General features: G+C 37.9%; 16 protein-coding genes, 1 pseudogene and 1 riboswitch. Of the genes and pseudogenes, 3 read left to right on the top strand and 14 right to left on the bottom strand.

The annotated features are described in order from the left end of the window. Positions 1–207 precede the first annotated feature (207 nt). A complete protein-coding gene (locus TT13_RS06140; protein WP_052348563.1) occupies positions 208–1,521 on the bottom strand; it encodes an MDR family MFS transporter in 1,314 nt (437 codons plus the stop codon). Between the two features lie 132 nt (positions 1,522–1,653). Here TT13_RS06140 and TT13_RS06135 point away from each other — a divergent pair, with 132 nt between their 5' ends. Continuing rightward, positions 1,654–2,178 (top strand): TetR/AcrR family transcriptional regulator, encoded by a 525-nt coding sequence (locus tag TT13_RS06135; protein ID WP_145912356.1) that lies wholly within the window; start codon positions 1,654–1,656, stop codon positions 2,176–2,178. Between the two features lie 57 nt (positions 2,179–2,235). On the opposite strand, the gene TT13_RS06130 is transcribed toward TT13_RS06135, so the two are convergent. The 9 genes and pseudogenes from TT13_RS06130 to TT13_RS11300 all read right to left on the bottom strand — a co-directional run bounded on the left by TT13_RS06130 (position 2,236) and on the right by TT13_RS11300 (position 9,486). Then, a complete protein-coding gene (locus TT13_RS06130) occupies positions 2,236–2,802 on the bottom strand; it encodes a TMEM175 family protein (RefSeq protein ID WP_027699172.1) in 567 nt (188 codons plus the stop codon). A 159-nt stretch (positions 2,803–2,961) separates the two neighbouring features. Next, positions 2,962–3,225 carry a hypothetical protein gene (locus tag TT13_RS06125; RefSeq protein WP_145912355.1) on the bottom strand — a complete coding sequence of 88 codons (264 nt, stop codon included), beginning with the start codon at positions 3,223–3,225 and terminating at the stop codon, positions 2,962–2,964. Positions 3,226–3,337: 112 nt separating this feature from the next. Continuing rightward, positions 3,338–4,534 (bottom strand): serine hydrolase, encoded by a 1,197-nt coding sequence (locus tag TT13_RS06120; protein WP_052348561.1) that lies wholly within the window; start codon positions 4,532–4,534, stop codon positions 3,338–3,340. A gap of 330 nt (positions 4,535–4,864) precedes the next feature. Continuing rightward, complete coding sequence (locus tag TT13_RS06115) at positions 4,865–6,229, bottom strand: MFS transporter (protein ID WP_027699170.1); 1,365 nt, start codon at positions 6,227–6,229, stop codon at positions 4,865–4,867. A 250-nt stretch (positions 6,230–6,479) separates the two neighbouring features. Beyond that, a pseudogene (ade, locus tag TT13_RS06110) lies at positions 6,480–8,152 on the bottom strand (adenine deaminase). A 108-nt stretch (positions 8,153–8,260) separates the two neighbouring features. Further along, positions 8,261–8,359, bottom strand: a riboswitch (purine riboswitch). A gap of 91 nt (positions 8,360–8,450) precedes the next feature. Continuing rightward, positions 8,451–8,771 (bottom strand): DMT family transporter, encoded by a 321-nt coding sequence (locus TT13_RS06105; protein ID WP_027699169.1) that lies wholly within the window; start codon positions 8,769–8,771, stop codon positions 8,451–8,453. Between the two features lie 116 nt (positions 8,772–8,887). Next, positions 8,888–9,067 carry a type II toxin-antitoxin system RelB/DinJ family antitoxin gene (locus tag TT13_RS06100; protein WP_027699168.1) on the bottom strand — a complete coding sequence of 60 codons (180 nt, stop codon included), beginning with the start codon at positions 9,065–9,067 and terminating at the stop codon, positions 8,888–8,890. A gap of 20 nt (positions 9,068–9,087) precedes the next feature. After that, on the bottom strand, positions 9,088–9,306 hold the full coding sequence (locus TT13_RS06095) for a DUF378 domain-containing protein (RefSeq protein WP_027699167.1): 219 nt from the start codon (positions 9,304–9,306) through the stop codon (positions 9,088–9,090). Positions 9,307–9,339: 33 nt separating this feature from the next. Further along, positions 9,340–9,486 (bottom strand): hypothetical protein, encoded by a 147-nt coding sequence (locus TT13_RS11300; protein ID WP_190279633.1) that lies wholly within the window; start codon positions 9,484–9,486, stop codon positions 9,340–9,342. A 249-nt stretch (positions 9,487–9,735) separates the two neighbouring features. Here TT13_RS11300 and TT13_RS06090 point away from each other — a divergent pair, with 249 nt between their 5' ends. Further along, positions 9,736–10,626: an alpha/beta hydrolase gene (locus TT13_RS06090; protein WP_027699166.1), complete on the top strand. Its 891-nt coding sequence runs from the start codon at positions 9,736–9,738 to the stop codon at positions 10,624–10,626. Between the two features lie 43 nt (positions 10,627–10,669). Here the strand turns inward: TT13_RS06090 and TT13_RS06085 are convergent, their stop codons facing one another. From TT13_RS06085 to TT13_RS06070, 4 genes are all read right to left on the bottom strand, one after another. Further along, positions 10,670–11,806, bottom strand: coding sequence for an MFS transporter (locus TT13_RS06085; protein WP_027699165.1), 1,137 nt, complete (start codon positions 11,804–11,806; stop codon positions 10,670–10,672). A gap of 244 nt (positions 11,807–12,050) precedes the next feature. Then, positions 12,051–15,413 carry an Ig-like domain-containing protein gene (locus TT13_RS06080; protein ID WP_052348560.1) on the bottom strand — a complete coding sequence of 1,121 codons (3,363 nt, stop codon included), beginning with the start codon at positions 15,411–15,413 and terminating at the stop codon, positions 12,051–12,053. Between the two features lie 444 nt (positions 15,414–15,857). Then, on the bottom strand, positions 15,858–16,658 hold the full coding sequence (locus TT13_RS06075) for a LysM peptidoglycan-binding domain-containing protein (RefSeq protein WP_027699164.1): 801 nt from the start codon (positions 16,656–16,658) through the stop codon (positions 15,858–15,860). Positions 16,659–17,149: 491 nt separating this feature from the next. Further along, entirely contained in the window at positions 17,150–17,827 is a 678-nt protein-coding gene (locus TT13_RS06070) for a GDSL-type esterase/lipase family protein (protein ID WP_027699163.1), read from the bottom strand. A gap of 365 nt (positions 17,828–18,192) precedes the next feature. Here TT13_RS06070 and TT13_RS06065 point away from each other — a divergent pair, with 365 nt between their 5' ends. Then, a complete protein-coding gene (locus TT13_RS06065) occupies positions 18,193–19,389 on the top strand; it encodes an aminotransferase-like domain-containing protein (RefSeq protein WP_027699162.1) in 1,197 nt (398 codons plus the stop codon). Positions 19,390–19,405: the final 16 nt, after the last annotated feature.

The raw sequence follows: 19,405 nt of genomic DNA, 5'->3' as shown, positions 1-19,405 counted from the left end.
GAATAAAAATAATACAAAAAGATTGTTTATTTGTTTATAAACACTAAAAAAGCGAGCGAAATAATTCACCCGCATTGTTTCGGTATTAATTATCCATAAGGATTATTCTTCGTATTCCAAAACCTCTTCTGAGAGATGCTCTTCACGGACAAGGATGGCTAAAACCAATAGGATTATGCCGACAGGCACTGTGTACAAGAAGACATGTTAAAAGGCAAATAACATTGAATTATTTACAATTAGCTTTGTTAGTAATGCGCCAAACAAGGCTGATCCAAAAGCCCCACCCAATGTTTTAAAGAAGTTCAATACACCAGTTGCACTCCCTAGGTCCTTGATTGAAACCGTGTTTTGACCAATCATTAGGGCAATATTGACAAATATTCCAATTCCAAAACCGGCTGGTAATTGCCAGCTGGCAATTAACCAATCAGCAGAGTGCATACCTAACGTTGATAATCCGTAAAATCCAACTGCAATTAAGACGGCAGCGATAATAATTTGCAACTTATATTTGCCGGAACGCTCAACTAAAATTCCCGAAATAATTGATGCAAGGACCAGCGCAATTAACAAAGGAATCATGTAATAACCGGCGTGTAGTGCGTTGACTTGGTGGACTAATTGCACATACATTGGAACATAAACCATGGCAACAAATAAAGCAGCGGTAGCTAAAGCAAACATCAACCAAGCTAGATTGAAAGTTGTGTTTTTGAACAAAGCTAAAGGTGTTAGTGCATCATGACGCATAAAATGCTCAACAACCAGATATAGCGCTAAACTTACAAGGGATGTCACAATTAGGGTCATACTTTGCCATGAAGTCCAAGCAAAGTTATTTCCTCTTAGGGTTACTAACAGTAGTGCGGCGGTAGTAGCAACCGTAACAAAAATTGCACCAAGATAATCGATGCGAACTTGTTGCTTTCGAACTGGCAACTTCAAACGCCAAGCAATTAAAATTGAGGCCACGATGCCAATTGGCAGATTAATGAAAAATAACCATTGCCAAGAAATATGAGCGACAAAGTAGCCACCGATGATTGGCCCAACTAGTAGAGCAATCATACTTAGCAAGCCAAAAATTGCTTGGTACTTACCTCGGCTACGAGCCGGAATCACATCAGCTGATGCAGCTTGAACTAAAGCGTTTAACCCCCCGGCACCAATTCCTTGTAAACCACGTGCCAAGATTAAAAAAGTCATGCTAGTTGCCATACCTGATAATAAAGAACCAAGTAGGAATATTGCTAAGGCAATTTGTAAAATAATTTTACGACCAAAAATGTCCCCCAACTTGCCGAAGATTAAGGTCATGACGGCACTAGTTAGCATAAAAATGGTAATGACCCAGCTCGCTTGACTCAGATGGCCTAAATCCTTAACAATTCCAGTAAGAGCTGTCGTTGTTACAGTTTGGTCCAAAGTTGAAATAAATAATACAAGGCTTAGTGGCATGATAACCCAAAAAAGATTTGAACGTCCTTTTGGCATAGCCTTTGTTTCCGTCGTGTGCATCTTAAAATCCTTCTTTTCTAAATAAGTAACTCGGTAACTTTATTACCTTGCTTATTATGTAACTCGGTAACTAATTTGTCAACAAAAAATTCACTTAGTTACATTTTTTATTTTTTGCCCTATAATGTAAATATGAATAGAGAAGAAAAAAAGGCATTAAAACGTCAAGAAATTTATGATACAGCGATGACCATGTTTTTAGCCCGTGGCTTTGAAAATGTTACGACCCAAGAAATCGCTGATGCCGTTGATATTGCTAAAAAGACCCTCTTTCAGTATTTTCCTAGTAAAGAAGATATTGTTTTTGATGATGAAGATGAATTACTTATGCAGATTATTGGGGTTGTTAAAGGAGCAAACCCCTGGCAAGATTTCTTGACTTTTATCCGACAGGCGGAAAGTGTGCAGGTTAAAGCGCAAGATAATTTTAAGATTGTCGCCTTCATTGAACAAACCCCCGCCTTACAAGGTCGACTACTCCAAATGTGGGAAAATTATGAGCTGACAATTGCGAAATATTTGAATGCGGCAAGTCCGCTTGAAAATCGGCTTTTGGCCCAGCAAATGGTTACGATATTACGCCTGAGTTTTTATCAAGGGGTTAAGCTGGCTGACATTTTAGCGGCTCAGCGAGGCCTAATGGACTTGTTTGTATAAAAAATACCCGATAATCTAACAGCTAAACGGTAGATTATCGGGTATTTTATTTTGCGCCTAATCAGCAAAAAGTTTGGGGAAGCTTCGTTTTAACGGAATACTTAAGAGTAGTATGTAATAAACAAAGTAGCCTAATTGCGGGAAGATTGTAATTAATAGTAAGGCAATCATTAGGCTCGTTAAAATGCTACTTTTAAAAATATTATAGCCAGGCTTTAGTTGAGCTTTAATAATTTGTAGAATAAGTAGGCTAATCATAAGAGAGCCACCATAGATATAAATACCGAGGTTTCCCTGGCCAACCATATTAATCATTGTGGTTGCCGGAATGAGAATCACAGATAATAGCCAGAGTTGATTGAGTTTGGCAACTCTGCGGCTAATCGTTTCGATTGACTCAAAAAGCTGATGATGCCCTTCCCAGATTGAATAAATAACAAAGAAAGAAATCAGAAAATTAGCAAGTCGCCCGACAAAAGCTGAAGACTTTAAGACAGCAAGCAAATGATCATGGGGAATATTTTGGAAAGTATCCGTTAAAGGAATTACTAGTAAAGTGATTGCAACCGCGACGATTGCATCAGAAAAATTAATTAAGCGTTTTAAATTTTCGCCGCTAATCATAGTTCTTACCTTTCACATTTTTGTTTTAGCATAACTGATTTTTAAAAAGTTATAAAGACCAATTAAGTACGTTGCGTGCATATACAGTATTAGTTTCACCTAAGTTGTAACAACTCAAAAAGCCATGCGCATAGGCATGACTTTTTAATACTGTAAAATTTATACACCTTGTGTTAAGTCTTTTAAATAAGCTTTAAAACCACTGCCTCTGGATACTACATAAGATTCAAAGGCTTTATTTTCAAAATGCTCATGCTTTTCTTCAAATAAAATTAATTTTAACTTTTTTAAACTCATTAAGTCATCATAAGTTACTGTCATTTCAGGGTTAAGACCAACACCATGTGGGAAGGCTTTGTCTAATGTTTGAGCTACTTTTAATTCTTCAAGTAGCGCCGCTTGCTCTATGTTTAAGTCCATCATATCACCTCGTATAAACCTACTTAACTAAATCCTCTAAATGGAATTATACGCATAATTGTGATAAAGACCATCGACCTTAAAAAAACATAAAGAAACGCTAGAATTTAAAGTATTAATTAAATAGTCTGCGGAACCAACTTACGATAAAGTTAGTCGCTTCAATATTCTTTGGCGCAATATATTTAATGTTATTTTGCGTGGTTAAATAGTCATTTTGTATTGGGTTAGTGAAAAAAATCTTTTGCTGGGCTAAAGTAGTTCCCTGTTTGATTGGCGCTTTAAAGGTAGGCTTTACGGCTTTGATTTTTGTGCTAAGTCGCGGTTCTTCGCCATCTTTATCGTAAAAAACCGGAAAAGGTTCTTTTGCAACTGCGGTAACTTGACCTTTGGTGGTCTTAGCATTAGGAATCGTTAAAGTTGTTGAGCTCGTCAAATTAGTGACAGCGGTTTTATTTGCAACGGTGTCTAACATTTTAAGCGTATCGGAAAAATTGGCTTCACCCGGTGCATTTAGAGTAACCGTTATTACAGGACGACCATTAACAGTTGCATAACCAGCAAAATTACTACCATTGTTAGCGGTAGTCCCCGTTTTTAAACCGCTAAAATTATAACCGTTAGCATGGTTTAATAATTTATTAGTATTGGTTAAGGTAACTGCTTGACCAGTAGTCCCAGGAAAGGTCGCGGTTTGCTTTTTTGTGATTTTCAAGATATCTGGATAATCATTTACTAAGTGCAAGGCAACTTGGGCCACTTCACGTGCCGAAAGTTGATTTTCTAAGTTACCACTTGGTAGGCCAGAGGCTGTGTATAGTTTTACATCGTTGATACCCCATCGACTTAATAACTTGCTAGCCGCTTGATAATAATTTTCTTGACTACCAGCGACAAAGTCCGCCAAGGCCATTGCAGCTGCGTTTGAAGATGGTAAAAGTGCAGCCTGTTCTAAATCATTAATGGTGTACGTCCGATGGGAAGTCATTGCAACATTGGCAACTGAGTTATCCTGACTGAACTTTGCAATGTCTGCAGATACTGTGACCATTTGTGTGTGACTCAGCTTTTGGCTTGTAAGCTTTTGTTCAGTCATATAAATTACAATCAGTTTGGAAAGTGAGGCAATTGGGAGCCGTTGTTGATCGTTTTTACTCAGGATAACTTGGCCAGATTGAGCATCAATTACTAGACCCGCAGCAGATTGAATATCAGCTTTAAACAGAGCTGCCGAAATATTACTAGAAGTCCCTAGTACTACTACTAGGCTGATTAAGATAAGCATGAATTTATTTTTAAAAAGTTTAATCATATTAGTCCCATCGCTAATGTTTAGAATTTTATATAAGTGTAGACACACTTATAGTAGTTAGTTTTAACCTCCCCCGAAGTAAAAACTAACTACAATCACAGATAAATTTGTTGGTTTGTAGTCAATAACTAATCAAACATAAGGCTTTTATATAGTAAAGCCGGGCAACATTCATATTTAGTAATATAATACTTTAGCTGGCTCAATTCAATCTGTTTAAGCTAAATTGATGATAAATAACTTTTCCAGTTCTATATATTTACTTATGTAAAAGCCCTATAAGGTGAAATATGTTCCACCTTATAGGGCTTTATCTAAATGTCTCTTTAATTATAATTGTCTAGCAGGTTGCTTTTTGAAAATTAGTACAAAGTAACCAAAATTAAGTAGTCCAAATACTAATAACATAAGCAAGAACCATTGTGTTCCACTTGTGCTTGTTGGTGCATTTGACAACATTAACGAACCAATCGTCGTTGCAACGGCGCCTAAGAATTGCTGAGTCGTTTGGAAAATTGCATTTGCATCAGCTTTTTCTTCAGGTGAGCCTAAATTATCCAGTGTATTTGTATTTAACGTTGCAAAAGGCATGTTTCTACCTAGCGTAAAGAAGATATATGCAATGGTCATCGGAATAAAGGCAAGACTTTTCGTGAAAATAGTCATAATAACTAAAGTCGCAACCCAGAGCAAATTTCCACCATAGACACCTAGTTTTGGCCCACGTTTATCATAAAGGCGACCAACCATTGGATTGTTTAACGCACCAATCAGTGAGCCCGGTAAGAGTGCAAAGCCAGCTTCAATACTAGTTGCCCCTTGAGCACTTTGCAAAAAGTTTGGAATAACAAAGTTAATGCCGATATTAGCAAATTGATACAAGCCATAAGCCAATAACGATAAAGTAAAGAATGGATTTTTAAAAATTGCTAGGTTAAGGAATTTTTGCTTTGAAACACGTGCCCGCCAAATAAATAAGGCTAGTCCAATGGCAAAAATCACCACATAAGTTAAGTTGAATTTACCTCCCTCCAGACTATTTAGTGTCATCAGTGAAGCAAATAGTGTGATTGCTAAGAGTACGAAAGCTAATGCATCAAAACTTAGTTGTTGATGAAATTGGCGTGGTGTGTCTTCAATCGTTTTTATACCTAAAAATAGTGCTATTACCGGCAATACTAATAGGATAATGAAAATCCAACGCCAACCGGCCGTATCAACCAAGAGGCCACCAAAGGTTGGCCCAATTGATGGCGCAATACTTAGAATTAAGGATGCAATTCCCATCCAAAGGCCAATAACTGAACGTGGAATCCGCTCTAGAATCAAGTTAAATAGTGCCGGTGTTGCAAGACCAGTTGCAATCCCCTGAAAAACGCGACCTAGTAGCAGTATCCAAAAATTCGGTGCTAAGGCACAGATAATACCACCAAGGACAAAATTGATTACAGCCGTAAAGAAAATCTGTCGAATTGTAAAGCGTTCTTTTAAAAATGAACTAGTTGTCATTAAACAAGCAACGACGAAGAGATAAAAAGTAGTAATCCACTGAATTAAGCCGAGTGTAACATTGAACTGCTTCATCAAAGCCACAAAAGTGACATTCATACTGGTTTCAGAAACAATTCCAGCAAAGCTTACTAATGATAGTGCAACGATTGCCCAAAATGTTTTCCGTGATATTTTTTCTGCCATATTGCCTCCCGTATCATGCTAAATAGTTTAACCATTTGGTTTATTTAGCTGATTCTAATCATGAAATTTTTAGTGTAGAGTGGCAAGTTAAAATGATTCCTGCAAACTAGCAAGCATTTATTCAAAGAAGCGAATGATAAATTCATCTAATAAAATTGTATGTACCCTAACGAAAGAATCCGTCAGGACCCTCTACTCTGACACCTTTTCAAGTATACAACGATTTGCAAAGTTAAAAATAGCAAATTAATTATTGGGCATTTATGTTAATGAAAGTAAATTTCTCAAAATCAAATAAACCCTGGTCAGTAATCTTTAGCGATGGAATTACTGGTAGTGCCATAAATGATAAAGTTAGGAATGGGTCAAACTCGACCGTCGATATTCTTTTGAAGGCAGCCATTAAAGTCGTAACCTGCTCAGCAACTAAGGAATAGGGCTGGTCTGACATTAGACCGGCAATTGGCAGTGGCAAGCTGGTAATTGTACCGTCATCTTCAACCACAACCATTCCTCCGCCAAGCTCACGCAAATGATTTGCGGCTGTATACATTGCAGAATCATTATGACCAGCAACGATTAGATTGTGTGAGTCATGAGCGACAGTGGCTGCAATTGCGCCACCACGTAATTTAAAGCCCTTAATAATACCTAACCCGTACCCCAATTGATGATAGCGCTCAAAAACAGCTATTTTAGCATATGTTTGATTAGCAACAAATTTACCTGTTGTATTTTGTGGTACTTCTTCAATTAAGTGAGTTGTTGTAATGTGGTTTGGTTCAATCCCAATCACATGGGCTACACCGTTAATTAACGGTAATTCAAAATCACTTAGTTGTGGTTTGATATTAATGGCTTGTGGTGCAAATGCTAATGGCTTAGTGGTTTGTTTTTCCGTCACCCACTGACCGGCAACCATGACCTCTTGGGCAGAGAAATGTTGCAAACTATCAAAAACAACTAAATCAGCGACATAGCCAGCAGCTAAGGCTCCAACATTTTGCAAATGATGTGCTTGAGCAGCTCCATAGGAAGCCATTTTGAGGGCGGTTTCCATAGCCAGCCCTTTTGATACTGCTAAATTAACGTTGTAATCAATCGAACCCTCTAATAACAGGTCAGTAACGTTTTTATCATCTGTACAAAAAGCAAAACGCTCAGCATTGGAGGATGTAACCGCCGGTAAAATTGCTAGCTCATCACGTTCAACGGTTCCTTCACGAATAAAGACGCGCATACCTGCATTCAAACGTTCAAGGGCCATTTCTGTAGAATGAGCTTCATGATCAGTATCAATACCAACAGCTCGATAAACAGCCAACTGCTCAGGATTCAAACCGGCACCATGCCCATCAACATGGCGGCCAGCCTTTTGGGCATCGGCAATTTTTTCTAACATATCAGGATTTTCTCAGGATTTTCGTTAGCCACGGCTGGATAGTCCATCACCTCAGCTAAGCCATGTACCTCTGGATATTGATAAAAAGTTCGTAGACTTTCTGCATCTAAGATTGCACCAGTCCGTTCGAATGGAGCCGCTGGTACTGATGAAGGCAACATATAATGGAAATGAATGGGCGCTTGGCGTGCTTCCTCAATCATATAATGGATGCCAGATTCACCACTTACAGAGGCAATTTCATGTGGATCAGCAAAAGCGCGGGTTACGCCATGTTTAACTAAAATCTTGCCTAATTCAGACGGCGTAAGTAATGAAGACTCAATATGCATATGAGCATCAATTAGACCAGGAGCTACATACCGTCCACCCAAATCAAATGTTTCTTTTGCTAAATATTGCTTCGAACGTCCACGGAAAATAATTTGAGTTCCTTTAATCCATAGCTCAGTTTTTATGAATGTTTTAGTAAAAACATCAAGGAAATAGGCATTTTTTAGATGATAGTCAACTTCAATCATAATCTCTCACTTCTCTATTAATTATTGGTTGGTTTAATTGAGCTAATTAAAAATTAGAAATAAAAAAAGACATTTGTCGGTTGGATTAATCGACAAATGCCCTTTAAATAGCTAAAAGCACTTGCGGATAGTCACCTCTTTTGGTTGGTGGTAGAAACTGTACGGCCATTTTCCGTACGCTATATCTGCAAAAAAATATTTAATTAGTAATTAAGTTAAATGAATTGATTGGTGATTAGTTTACGCATAATTCGCTAAATTTGCAAGTAGCGAGCACCCCCACTTTAGAAATCTATGCTTAGTGTTGGCTTGATATTTTAATGCCAATTAACGCAATGACTAATAAAATAATAAAAAACCAAGTTAGACCATTAATTGATTCATGAAAAATCAGTAAACCAGCAAGAATCGAGCCAACCGCACCAATGCCTGTCCAAATCGGATAAGCCATACCAAGTGGCATACTTTTAAGCGCTAAGGCTAAGAACCCAAAACTTGTGATTAGCCCCAACACCGTTAGGCTAGCAAACCTTAACTCTGTAAAACCTTGACTTAATTTCATCGTGATTGACCAAAAAACTTCAAATAGGCCTGCAAGAATTAAATATAACCAAGTCATAAAAACCTCCAAAATAAAAACAGCCAAAACATTTCTTCTAAAGGCCTAACGAAATGTTTTGCTGTTTTAACTTGATATTCCCGGCGGAATGAGAGTTTTATTTTATAAATCTAAACTTAAGGCTTACTGCTGTCCTTATAAAAGATACCATCAAAAGGACTACGCCCAGTATTAGCAATCTGCGTTAAAAACATTTTAACCGCTGCTTGCGTTGAAAGCCCGTGTTGTTTTAGAATTTCATCAGCTTTTAATTTAGTTTCTGCTGAAATTTTTAATTGAATCAACTTTTCTTCCATAGTGGGCCACCCCTCTATTCTTAACGCTTACCTCCAGAAGGTTGAGTATTAAGCATTCCGACAAACTTTAGGCAATATATAGCACTAAGCCCAACCAAAATATAAACAACACGTGCCAAAATTGCTGATTGACCACCAAAAATTAAGGCTACTAAATCTAAACTAAATAGACCAACTAAAAGCCAGTTTAAACCACCAACAACTAACAGAATTAACGCTGTAATATCCAAAGCTTTCATGATTTTTCCCCCCGTAGTTTTATTGCGCCTACATTAATTTGACTTTGATCCTGGCATTCGCTTACGAACATGATCAAATTCGTCGATAATTTTTTGTCGTACTTTCGAGCTGCTTAGCAGTAAACCACCAGCAACTAAGATAATCCGCATAAACGTGTGATTCTGTTTTTCTTTTGCCATCGCTATTCCTCCAGTAAAATCAATCCAGTCCAACTATTACTATCTTTATTATAGCAAGCAGTCTTAACAAAGTATAATAATCAGCCTACTTATACAAGGCAATAATCAGAATTTTGTACTGCTTTTATATATGAAAAACCCGGGTTTATTAAAGATAATCTTAATTAAAATTGTTTATAATAAAGTAAGATAAATTTTTGGGAATTTATCTAATCAGTTAGTGGTTTTAAATTATAGGGGGAAATAATTATGGTAGACAATCAGCAATTTAAGCACATTGAAAAAATTCGCTTGACGATGGAAGAAAACAACTATTTAGCTGGGCAACCAAGTTTAATAGCCAAAATTGAAGAAAGTAGTTTTATTAATGATGGCCGGGTTAGCCAATTGAGATGGTATTTCCCCAAAATGGCCGCAACAGATGAATTAGTTGTATTGGTTCACGGTGGTGGCTATATTGCCGGTAGTATTACCACGCATGATGTTATGGCACGTAAAATAGCTAATGAGAATCAGATAGATTTAGTTTCTTTTGGCTATTCTTTAGCACCAGAATACAAGTTTCCAAGCCAAGTTAATGATTTAATTGCCTTGCTTGAACATATTAAGAAATTAGACACTTACAAAAAAATCATCTTGTTAGGAGACAGTGCCGGTGGAACAATTGTAGCAGAAAGTTTAGAGAAAATTATAACTAGTCAATCAGACTTGAAGCAGATAATTGTTGGACAGGTTCTATTATATGCAGCTCTCTCTTTTGAGTTTAAAACAGCTTCAATCGAAAAACTAAGCGACCACTATTTCCCCTCACGTCCTGTGCTAGAGGAAAATCGTGACTTTTATCTAAATGGGTTAAGTGACATTGCTGATCCGCTAGTATCACCATTAAATCGTGAAGAATTTACAGATTTTCCACCGACCTTTGTGCTTGTTGAAGAATTAGACCCTTTGCGTGATGAAGGATTGATGCTCTTTAAAAAAATCGATGGCCCACTTGGTAATCAAAAAAATAATCAATTAGTCGATGCTAAAAATGTAAAACATGGCTTCTTACAGTATTTTGTCCAACCTGAAAATCAAGAGGCTTCAAAGCAAACTTTTGAGGCACTCAAAAACTTTATAAAAAATGTTACTAAGTAGCTCTCAAAATCTCAAAGAAAACATCGCTTGTTAGTGGTGTTTTTTATTTGTCCAAACGATATGCTAAGTAACTTGCTAGCAACATTAGCAAGAGTAATAACAAAATCAATAATGACCAACTATTTAAAATGTCATGTAGGCAGCTTAATGTTATTGGGGCTAAGGCTGCTAACGCATATCCAAAGCTCATAGTCAGGCTTGCTTGTTTAGCAGGATCTGAATTAGCCCCCCGTTTATTATCCTTGGCCAATAAAAATAAAGTCGTTGTAAAAATTAAACTAGTTGATAGGCCTAAAAGAATCGCTGATAGAATTAACAGCATTGGCACTTGATTAGCTAGCAATATGACAGCACCTAGTACAAAGCTAGCAGCAGCTAGGACTAAAATATGCTTGATATGTCTTATCTGGATAAAAATAAAATTAGCTAACAAACCACTAAATTGGAATAAAAACATTAAAATAGCAATCAGCGAATTTGTAGCGCCACAACTTTCGAAAATACTTGGTAACCAAGTGCTTAAGCCATAAAAAACAAAGGCTTGTAGCCCCATAAATATGATTAAAATCAGCAGATGAGCATCAATTTTAAATTTATTAGTTACAGTTTTATTAAAGGTCAACCTAAAAGTTGGTTCTGCTGGATGACTTGATTTTAAAGTGAACCAAGCAACTAATGTTAAGATGGCTGGCAATGAAAAAAGCTGGCTCGCTAGTTGCCAACCCCAGTACTTGGTTAGCGGTACAATCAACAGCAAGCCAACAGCTGCGGTTAAGCTGGTTGCTAAGGAGTAGTACCCCGTTATTTTTTGTTTTTCCTTGGCAAATTGATTAAGAACTAAGCTGGGCATAATAACATTTAGTAACGCCAGTACAAAACCAATGATAATCGTACCAATTAAAAGAGTTATTTGATTGTAGGGACGTAAAATAATTGCACTAATTAATAACAGTAAAAGCCCTGTCATTGTTTGATTAAACTCAAATTTTCTGAAAATTTGGTCAGTGAAGACTGAGCAAATTGCAAACATAATTAGTGGCAATGTTATTAACAAGGAACTAGTTGTACTAGAAATTTGTAAACTTTTTTGAATGTTACTAAAAATTGGCGTAATTGATGTAAATGCCAAGCGTAAATTAGTTGCCAAGAGAATTAGAAAAGTTAAATTTTTTTTGCGCATAAAAAGCACTCCTTCTATTTCCAGCCTAGAAGAAGTGCTTCATAGTAACATGACGATTAAAATCGCTATCGGAATTTTTTTATTAGTTTATCATGGAAATATTTTAAAAGCAATTATTTAGAAAATAACAAAAAACTTGCAGATCATCTAGTTAGAGGACCTGCAAGTTTTTTTAGAAATTAGGTAATTTCTAGTGTACTTGTGTTATTAGTTAAAGATTGAAATTACTCACAACAATTGGGGGTTACTTCTTCTTACGCTTCAATGAAACGAAACCAAGCGTCAAGATTCCAAGCAAGATTGCTCCTAGTTGTGCCCAAATTGATTGTTGCTCATAACCAGTTGATGGTAGTTCGCCAGAGTTTGTCATTGCATGGTTAGCATTATTGCTATTTCCATCGGTCATACCAAGGGATGCCTTATCATTGAGGGACATCATATTGTTCTTGGCAGCCCAATTTCCGGCTGGGTTACCAGCAGTATTACCAGCACCATTTGGTGATAGGCCACTGTTACCAGCATTGTTGCCATTGCCAGTGTTTGCTCCGCCACCATTTGAATTGCCACCATTACCACCGTTATTACCATTACCACCATTGTTACCGCCGTTACCACTACCGTCTGGGTTAGCAGGTGTAGTGAAGCTAGTAGCTGCACTTACATTACCAGCAGCGTCAGTTGCCGTAACGGTCAAAGTTGCCTTTTCACCAACACTACCAGGTAGTGTAATAGTGTACTTACCGTCTGACCCGGCTTGAGCAGTACCAACTACATTATTGTCCTTATCGTAAACGTTAACCGTTGAACCAGGCTCAGCTGTACCAGTAACGGTATAACCGTCAGTTGAGTTACCAGTTACGCTATCAACGATTGGTGCACTAGGTGCCACCTTGTCTTCGTCGGCCGGAGTCATGAGATTAGTTGCGGCACTCATGTTACCAGCAGCGTCAGTCGCTGTGGCTGTAAGGGTAGCCTTCTCACCCACACTAGCAGGTAATGTAATGGTGTACTTACCATCAGCGCCAGCTTGGGCGGTTCCGACAACCTTGTGGTCCTTATCGTAGATATTAACGGTTGAACCAGGCTCTGCCGTACCAGTAACAGTATAACCGTTAGTTGAGTTACCAGTTACGCTATCAACGATTGGTGCACTAGGTGCTACCTTATCATCATCGGCTGGAGTCATGAAATCAGTTGGCGTACTTACATTACCAGCGGCATCAGTCGCAGTAGCTGTAAGGTTAGCCTTCTCGCCGACACTACCTGGTAGTGTAATGGTGTACTTACCATCAGCGCCAGCTTGGGCGGTTCCGACAACCTTGTGGTCCTTATCGTAGATGTTAACGGTTGAACCAGGCTCGGCCGTACCAGTAACAGTATAACCGTCAGTTGAGTTACCAGTTACGTTATCAACGATAGGTGCACTAGGCGCTACCTTATCATCATCGGCCGGAGTCATGAAGTCAGTTGGCGTACTTACATTACCAGCGGCGTCAGTCGCAGTAGCTGTAAGGTTAGCCTTCTCGCCGACACTAGCTGGTAGTGTAATGGTGTACTTACCATCAGCGCCAGCTTGGGCAGTACCAACTTCGTTATTATCCTTGTCATAGATTTTAACCGTTGAGTTTGGCTCAGCTGTACCAGTAACAGTATAACCGTCTGTCGAGTTACCAGTTACGTTATCAACGATAGGTGCACTAGGCGCTACCTTATCATCATCGGCTGGAGTCATGAAGTCAGTTGGCGTACTTACATTACCAGCGGCATCAGTCGCTGTGGCTGTAAGGTTAGCCTTCTCACCCACACTAGCAGGTAATGTAATGGTGTACTTACCATCAGCGCCAGCTTGGGCAGTACCAACTTCGTTATTATCCTTGTCATAGATTTTAACCGTTGAGTTTGGCTCAGCTGTACCAGTAACAGTATAACCATCTGTCGAGTTACCAGTTACGTTATCAACAATCGGTGCACTAGGTGCTACCTTATCATCATCGGCTGGAGTCATGAAGTCAGTTGGCGTACTTACATTGCCAGCGGCATCAGTCGCTGTGGCTGTAAGGTTAGCCTTCTCACCGACGCTAGCTGGTAGTGTAATGGTGTACTTACCATCAGCGCCAGCTTGGGCAGTACCAACTTCGTTATTATCCTTGTCATAGATTTTAACCGTTGAGTTTGGCTCAGCCGTACCAGTGACAGTATAACCATCTGTCGAGTTACCAGTTACATTATCAACGATAGGTGCACTAGGTGCTACCTTATCATCATCGGCTGGAGTCATGAAGTCAGTTGGCGTACTTACATTGCCAGCGGCATCAGTCGCTGTGGCTGTAAGGTTAGCCTTCTCACCCACACTAGCAGGTAATGTAATGGTGTACTTACCATCAGCGCCAGTTTGGGCAGTACCAACTTCGTTATTATCCTTGTCATAGATTTTAACCGTTGTATTAGGGTCAGCTGTACCAGTGACAGTATAACCATCCGTTGAGTTACCAGCTACATTATCAACGATTGGCGCACTTGGTAAGGCTTCCTTACCAAAGTAGACAAAAGTATCGCTATCAGATGTATTTAGAATATCAATACTTAGTAGATCTGTTTGTACGGCAGCACCAACGAATCGTGCATCTAAACTACCACTTAAATCACTAGGTGTTTTAATTTGTGTAGGCACGACGATTGATGTATCACCAAGAACAGCAGCATCAACTAATTCATTAGTGATGTCACCAGTTCCATTGACTAATGGTGTCAAAACACCAGTAATTGCCGTATTAACTAGCCCCTTTGGAACGACTAATGCTGCATTAATAGCCTCAGCCAAAGTAACTTGGATTGGATTAAGTGAATTCTTTGGTGTTGCATGTAGGTTGTTAATTGCTGTTTCTAGCGAATTTAGAATTGTAATTAAGTTTTGGCTCAAAATACTACCTAAACCATCATCTAATTCAGCTGAAACAATGCTACCGTCACTATTAACCGTCGTGGCAGAATTGAAACTTGCACCACCGATACTTTGAACGTTCTTTAGCAAGTTTAAGTTTTTATACAAGTCAGTCGTATCAAAGTTTACGCCTGAAATATCCCCCAGACTACCATCAAGAATTTCAGTGATTTTCGTTGCCAAACTATCACTGACTGAGATTAATTCATTCAGACTAGAAATTTTATTAAAATCAATCGTCATGTTAGTAGTTGTTACGGTATTACCATTTGCAGTAACTGCACCACGTAATTCACTTGGGACAGTTACTGCAGCATAGCGTTTTCCATTAAGGGCAGAAACACCAATCGGTGTCGTACCAGAAATCGTAAAGTTTACATTGCGTTGTTCACCAGCTTGAAGCCGGTTAGTCGTTGTTGTACCACTGTCATTATTGACAGCCATATTGCTTAACAGATTTATATCCAAAACAGCAGCTGAAACATTATTATGATTCATAAATGCTGCCCCCACATTTGGGATACTAGCACCAACTAAAACCAAACTTCCAATCAAAGCTAAGTGTTTCATCTTAAGTAGCTTTGACTTTTGCGCAGACCGAACAGTTCCCTGTTCTTTATTGATATGACTAACCCGATAAGTTAGCTTTTGCTTACTAGTTTTCATACGTTACCCCCCGTATAAAGCTTGTTGTGGCAAAATAGTCAAGATTGTATATTTAGAGTTGGGTATTTAAAATAAATGTAACCGGCATCATCTATAAATCTTGTAAGTATATTGTATATCAATGGCCTTATAAAGTTGGGAATTAACGCTTGGAAATAAGTTACTCAACAAGTTGTTTGTTGATCAACCAGATTACTAATCGACATTGGATAGATTATATATATATCTTCTAGATGTAAATGGACTATCTATTAAATATTAGAAACGTTTGTGAAAAATATATGTTTAATTTTAAAAACAGTTATTTTAACTTAGCATCTTTCAAATTAAGACACTATCTAAGTAATCTTTTGAATAAATAATAAAAAACCCTGAAAGTGACACTAACTTTCAGGGCTTTTTTAACAAATTACAAATCTGTAAGCTGTTATTTCTAATTAAATTTTACCACCAACCATTGGCTTGGCGGAATGAAATTGCGTTATCAATTGATCCATAACGTGAAACTGCATAATTAACTAATCCACTAGTTTGGTTGGCAACAGAGCCTGAGCCCCAACTTTGATTAGTTTGACCTAGACCATGGTATTGGCCATTAGTTGCACTTGGATTACCACCAGATTCAGGCATAACAATTGAGTCCCAAAGGGCTTGAGTTCCGCCAGCAGCCATAAACTGGGCATAAGTAGAACCACTAGTAGCACTAGTTGTCGCTGTTGTTGTCGTCGCAACGTTAGTGTTTGTATTAGTTTGTGTGGTTGCAACCGGTGCAACACTGGTAGTATTTACGTTTGTTGTTGTATTTGTGCTTGCTGGCGTGATTGCTACAGAACTAGCCACCGTTGGTGTAACTGTAGTTGTTGCGTGTAATTTAAGCTCTTCGCCAACATAAATAAGGTTACTATCACTAATGTTGTTTAGGCTTGCTAAACTACTTACATCTGTATTGTTGGCTGAAGCAATTTTTGATAGCGTATCACCAGCTTGAACTGTATATACGCTAGCACTGGTGCTGCTTGCAGGGCCATCGATTTGAATATTTGTTCCAGCAACGATAACATTTGCAGCGTCAATCGCATTTAAGTTTGCCAAGGCAGCAACAGTTGTATTATGTGCTTGTGCAATACTTGATAGTGTATCACCACTCTTAATTTGGTAACTATCAGCATGGGCGTTCACTTGTGTTGCTAAGCCTACGGCGGCCATACCAGCAATTGTTAAAATCATTTTGTTTGCATTCTTCATTATAGAGATAAGCTCCTTTATATTTCGAACTAAATAATTACTTAGTTCCCTCTTGCTACTTTATAAAACGATGTCGCCATTCACAAATATCGAATGGTGGCGCGTAGCTCATTTATCGACATCAATTAGTTTAACAAGTGACTGAAGCTTTAAAATACAAATATATTACAAAAAAAGAGAGTATCTACAAAATGCTTTTTTATGTAACTCGGCTGTAATGTTAATTAGGATTAAGCCCGTCATTATCAACTCTAAGTTAAATTTAAGCTACACAATTTTGAAATCTTTTTCAATAAAGTCATAAGGATTGCATCTTTGGTAAGCGCTTTTCTTAGTGACTATTATTCTTATGTGACAATGGTAAAGTTAATTTTTATTATAAATCGTTACTTATTTCGGCTTTTCTTGTACTTTTAACTGGTTTATTAATTAAAAATTAACAAAACGACTAAAAATGTTCAATTTGGGGTTTTACACTGTCTTTTATCTAATCAAAGCAGATACTTTTTTAGATTATTAAATACAATTTGATAGGCAACTGGCAGCATATGTGCCCCGTCAAAAGTATACTCGGCTTTTAAGTTACCTTTGGCATCGGTTAGCCCGTCATTAGCATTTATAAAATTGTAATTGAACTTTTTAGCTAATTTTTCAACTTTTAAACTAGCTTCATTTAGTAATTGATTAGAACGGTGTTCATAAAGATGCGCCTTTTGGGTCATACCAGCAAAATCAGCTTCGGTATTAATTGGATAATATGCCATTAAATAGACCTGACTCTTTGGCAGTCGGGTTTTAATGGCGGCTAAAATTTCGGTATAGTTAGCCAAAAAAACATCTTCTGCTACGGCAAAGCCAATATCATTAGAGCCGATATTGATGAAAATTTTACTGGGCTCCAAGGCAAAAATCAAAGTGTCAAGGTTGGCCAATAAATCAGCTGTTGTTGTGGCACGGACGCCCCGATTATAAATGTGGGTCGGCAAACCTAAGTCCTGTTCCGCTTGCATCTTCTCAATTGGGAAAATCTCCATTAATGATGAACCAACAAAAACGGTTTGCCCTTTTATGGCTTGTAGGTTTTCGTTTGCATATTTAGTTCGTAATTGATCTTGGAATTCAAGAATCTTTGGATTTAAGTCGGTTAGTGCAATCGTATCTTTACTCATGAGCATGCCTTTTCTAAAATTATTTATTACTTAGTTTTTATAATAATTAACTAATTAAGTTGATTATAGTTTAGATATTTAGTTTTGTAAATAAAAAACTAAATATCTAAACTGATTTATTTTGACCTTATAAAAATCACATATTCTAAAAAAAATACGGTCAAATATCTTCAACTATATTGATTAATATTTAGAAATGGTTATTAAGTTAGTGTTTGTATCAAGAAGCTAGTCCATAAAAGTGAGCATTATCAAATTTAAACGATTAAGGATGAAAGAAATTCAACTATGCTAAAAATAGATTCGTCACAAAGTTATTATTTGTCCGGTACTATTATATGTATAAGATTAAGGGGGCTGGAAAAATGAAGACAATTTCCAAATTAGCTAGTCGCAACCAAACCGGTGCTGGACTTAAAATCAATGATATTTTTGCAGAAACTGCACAAACAGACAATATTTCCTTTGGGATGGGTCTACCTGACAATGCAGCTTTTCCAAGTGAGGCTTTAGAGGAAGCTTTTCATCAGGCCGTAATTAATGAGGGTATGGGCGTTTTCCAATACCATGGCACCCAGGGGCCACAGGTATTAAGAGAAAAGATTACCCAACTTGCCGACCGGTATTATGGTATTGATATTGCAGCAGATGATGTTATTTTGACACAAGGCGGCCAACAAGCGATTGATATGGTTGGGCGAGCCTTTTTAAATCAGCATGATGATATTATTGTTGAAGGTCCGACCTACGTTGGTGCGCTAGAGGCTTTGGATGGCTATGAGCCTAATTATCATGAAGTCCCCCTACAGGCTGACGGTATGGATATGGAACAACTAGAGTTGACCTTACAAAAATATCCAGCTACCAAGTTTGTTTATACAATTCCTGATTTTCAAAATCCAACCGGCATTACGATGAGTTTGGAAAAGCGGCAAAGGCTGTTAGCTTTAGCTGAACAATATGATTTTTATATTATCGAAGACAGCCCCTACCGTTACTTACGTTATAGTGGTGATATGCTCCCATCATTGGCAGCCTTAGATCAAAACGGGCGTGTGGTTTTAATTTCAAGTTTTTCAAAAATCTTGGCGCCAGCACTAAGAACGGGTTGGTTGACCGCTAGCCCGGAATTAATTGCTCATTTTCTAGAGATTAAAGCGGCTTTAGATTTACAACCACCCCATCTCAATTTGATGGCAATTGATAGCTTTTTGGCAAATAATGACTTAGCTGAACATATTGCTAAGCTAAGTGCGATTTACCGAACAAAACGTGATTTAATGGTCACAATTCTTGAAAAGAACTTACCCGAAAGTGTTAGCTTTACCCGACCTGATGGTGGCTTTTTCATTTGGGTGACCCTGCCGGAATCAATTGATGCAACCAAACTATTACTTGGCCCAATGCTTAAAGAAGCTAAAATCATCTATGTACCGTCAGAAATGCAATACGCATCCCGTCAGGTGAAGAACCACTTTAGACTTAACTTTACGAACCCTAGTTCGACCGACATTGAAGTCGGCATTACGCGTTTGGCACAATTCCTCAAAAAAATATGCTAAAAAATAAAGGCACCGG

It is taken from the genome of Weissella oryzae SG25 (assembly GCF_000691805.2).
Taxonomy (GTDB): domain Bacteria; phylum Bacillota; class Bacilli; order Lactobacillales; family Lactobacillaceae; genus Weissella; species Weissella oryzae.
This window is presented reverse-complemented; position numbering and strand designations above follow the sequence as displayed.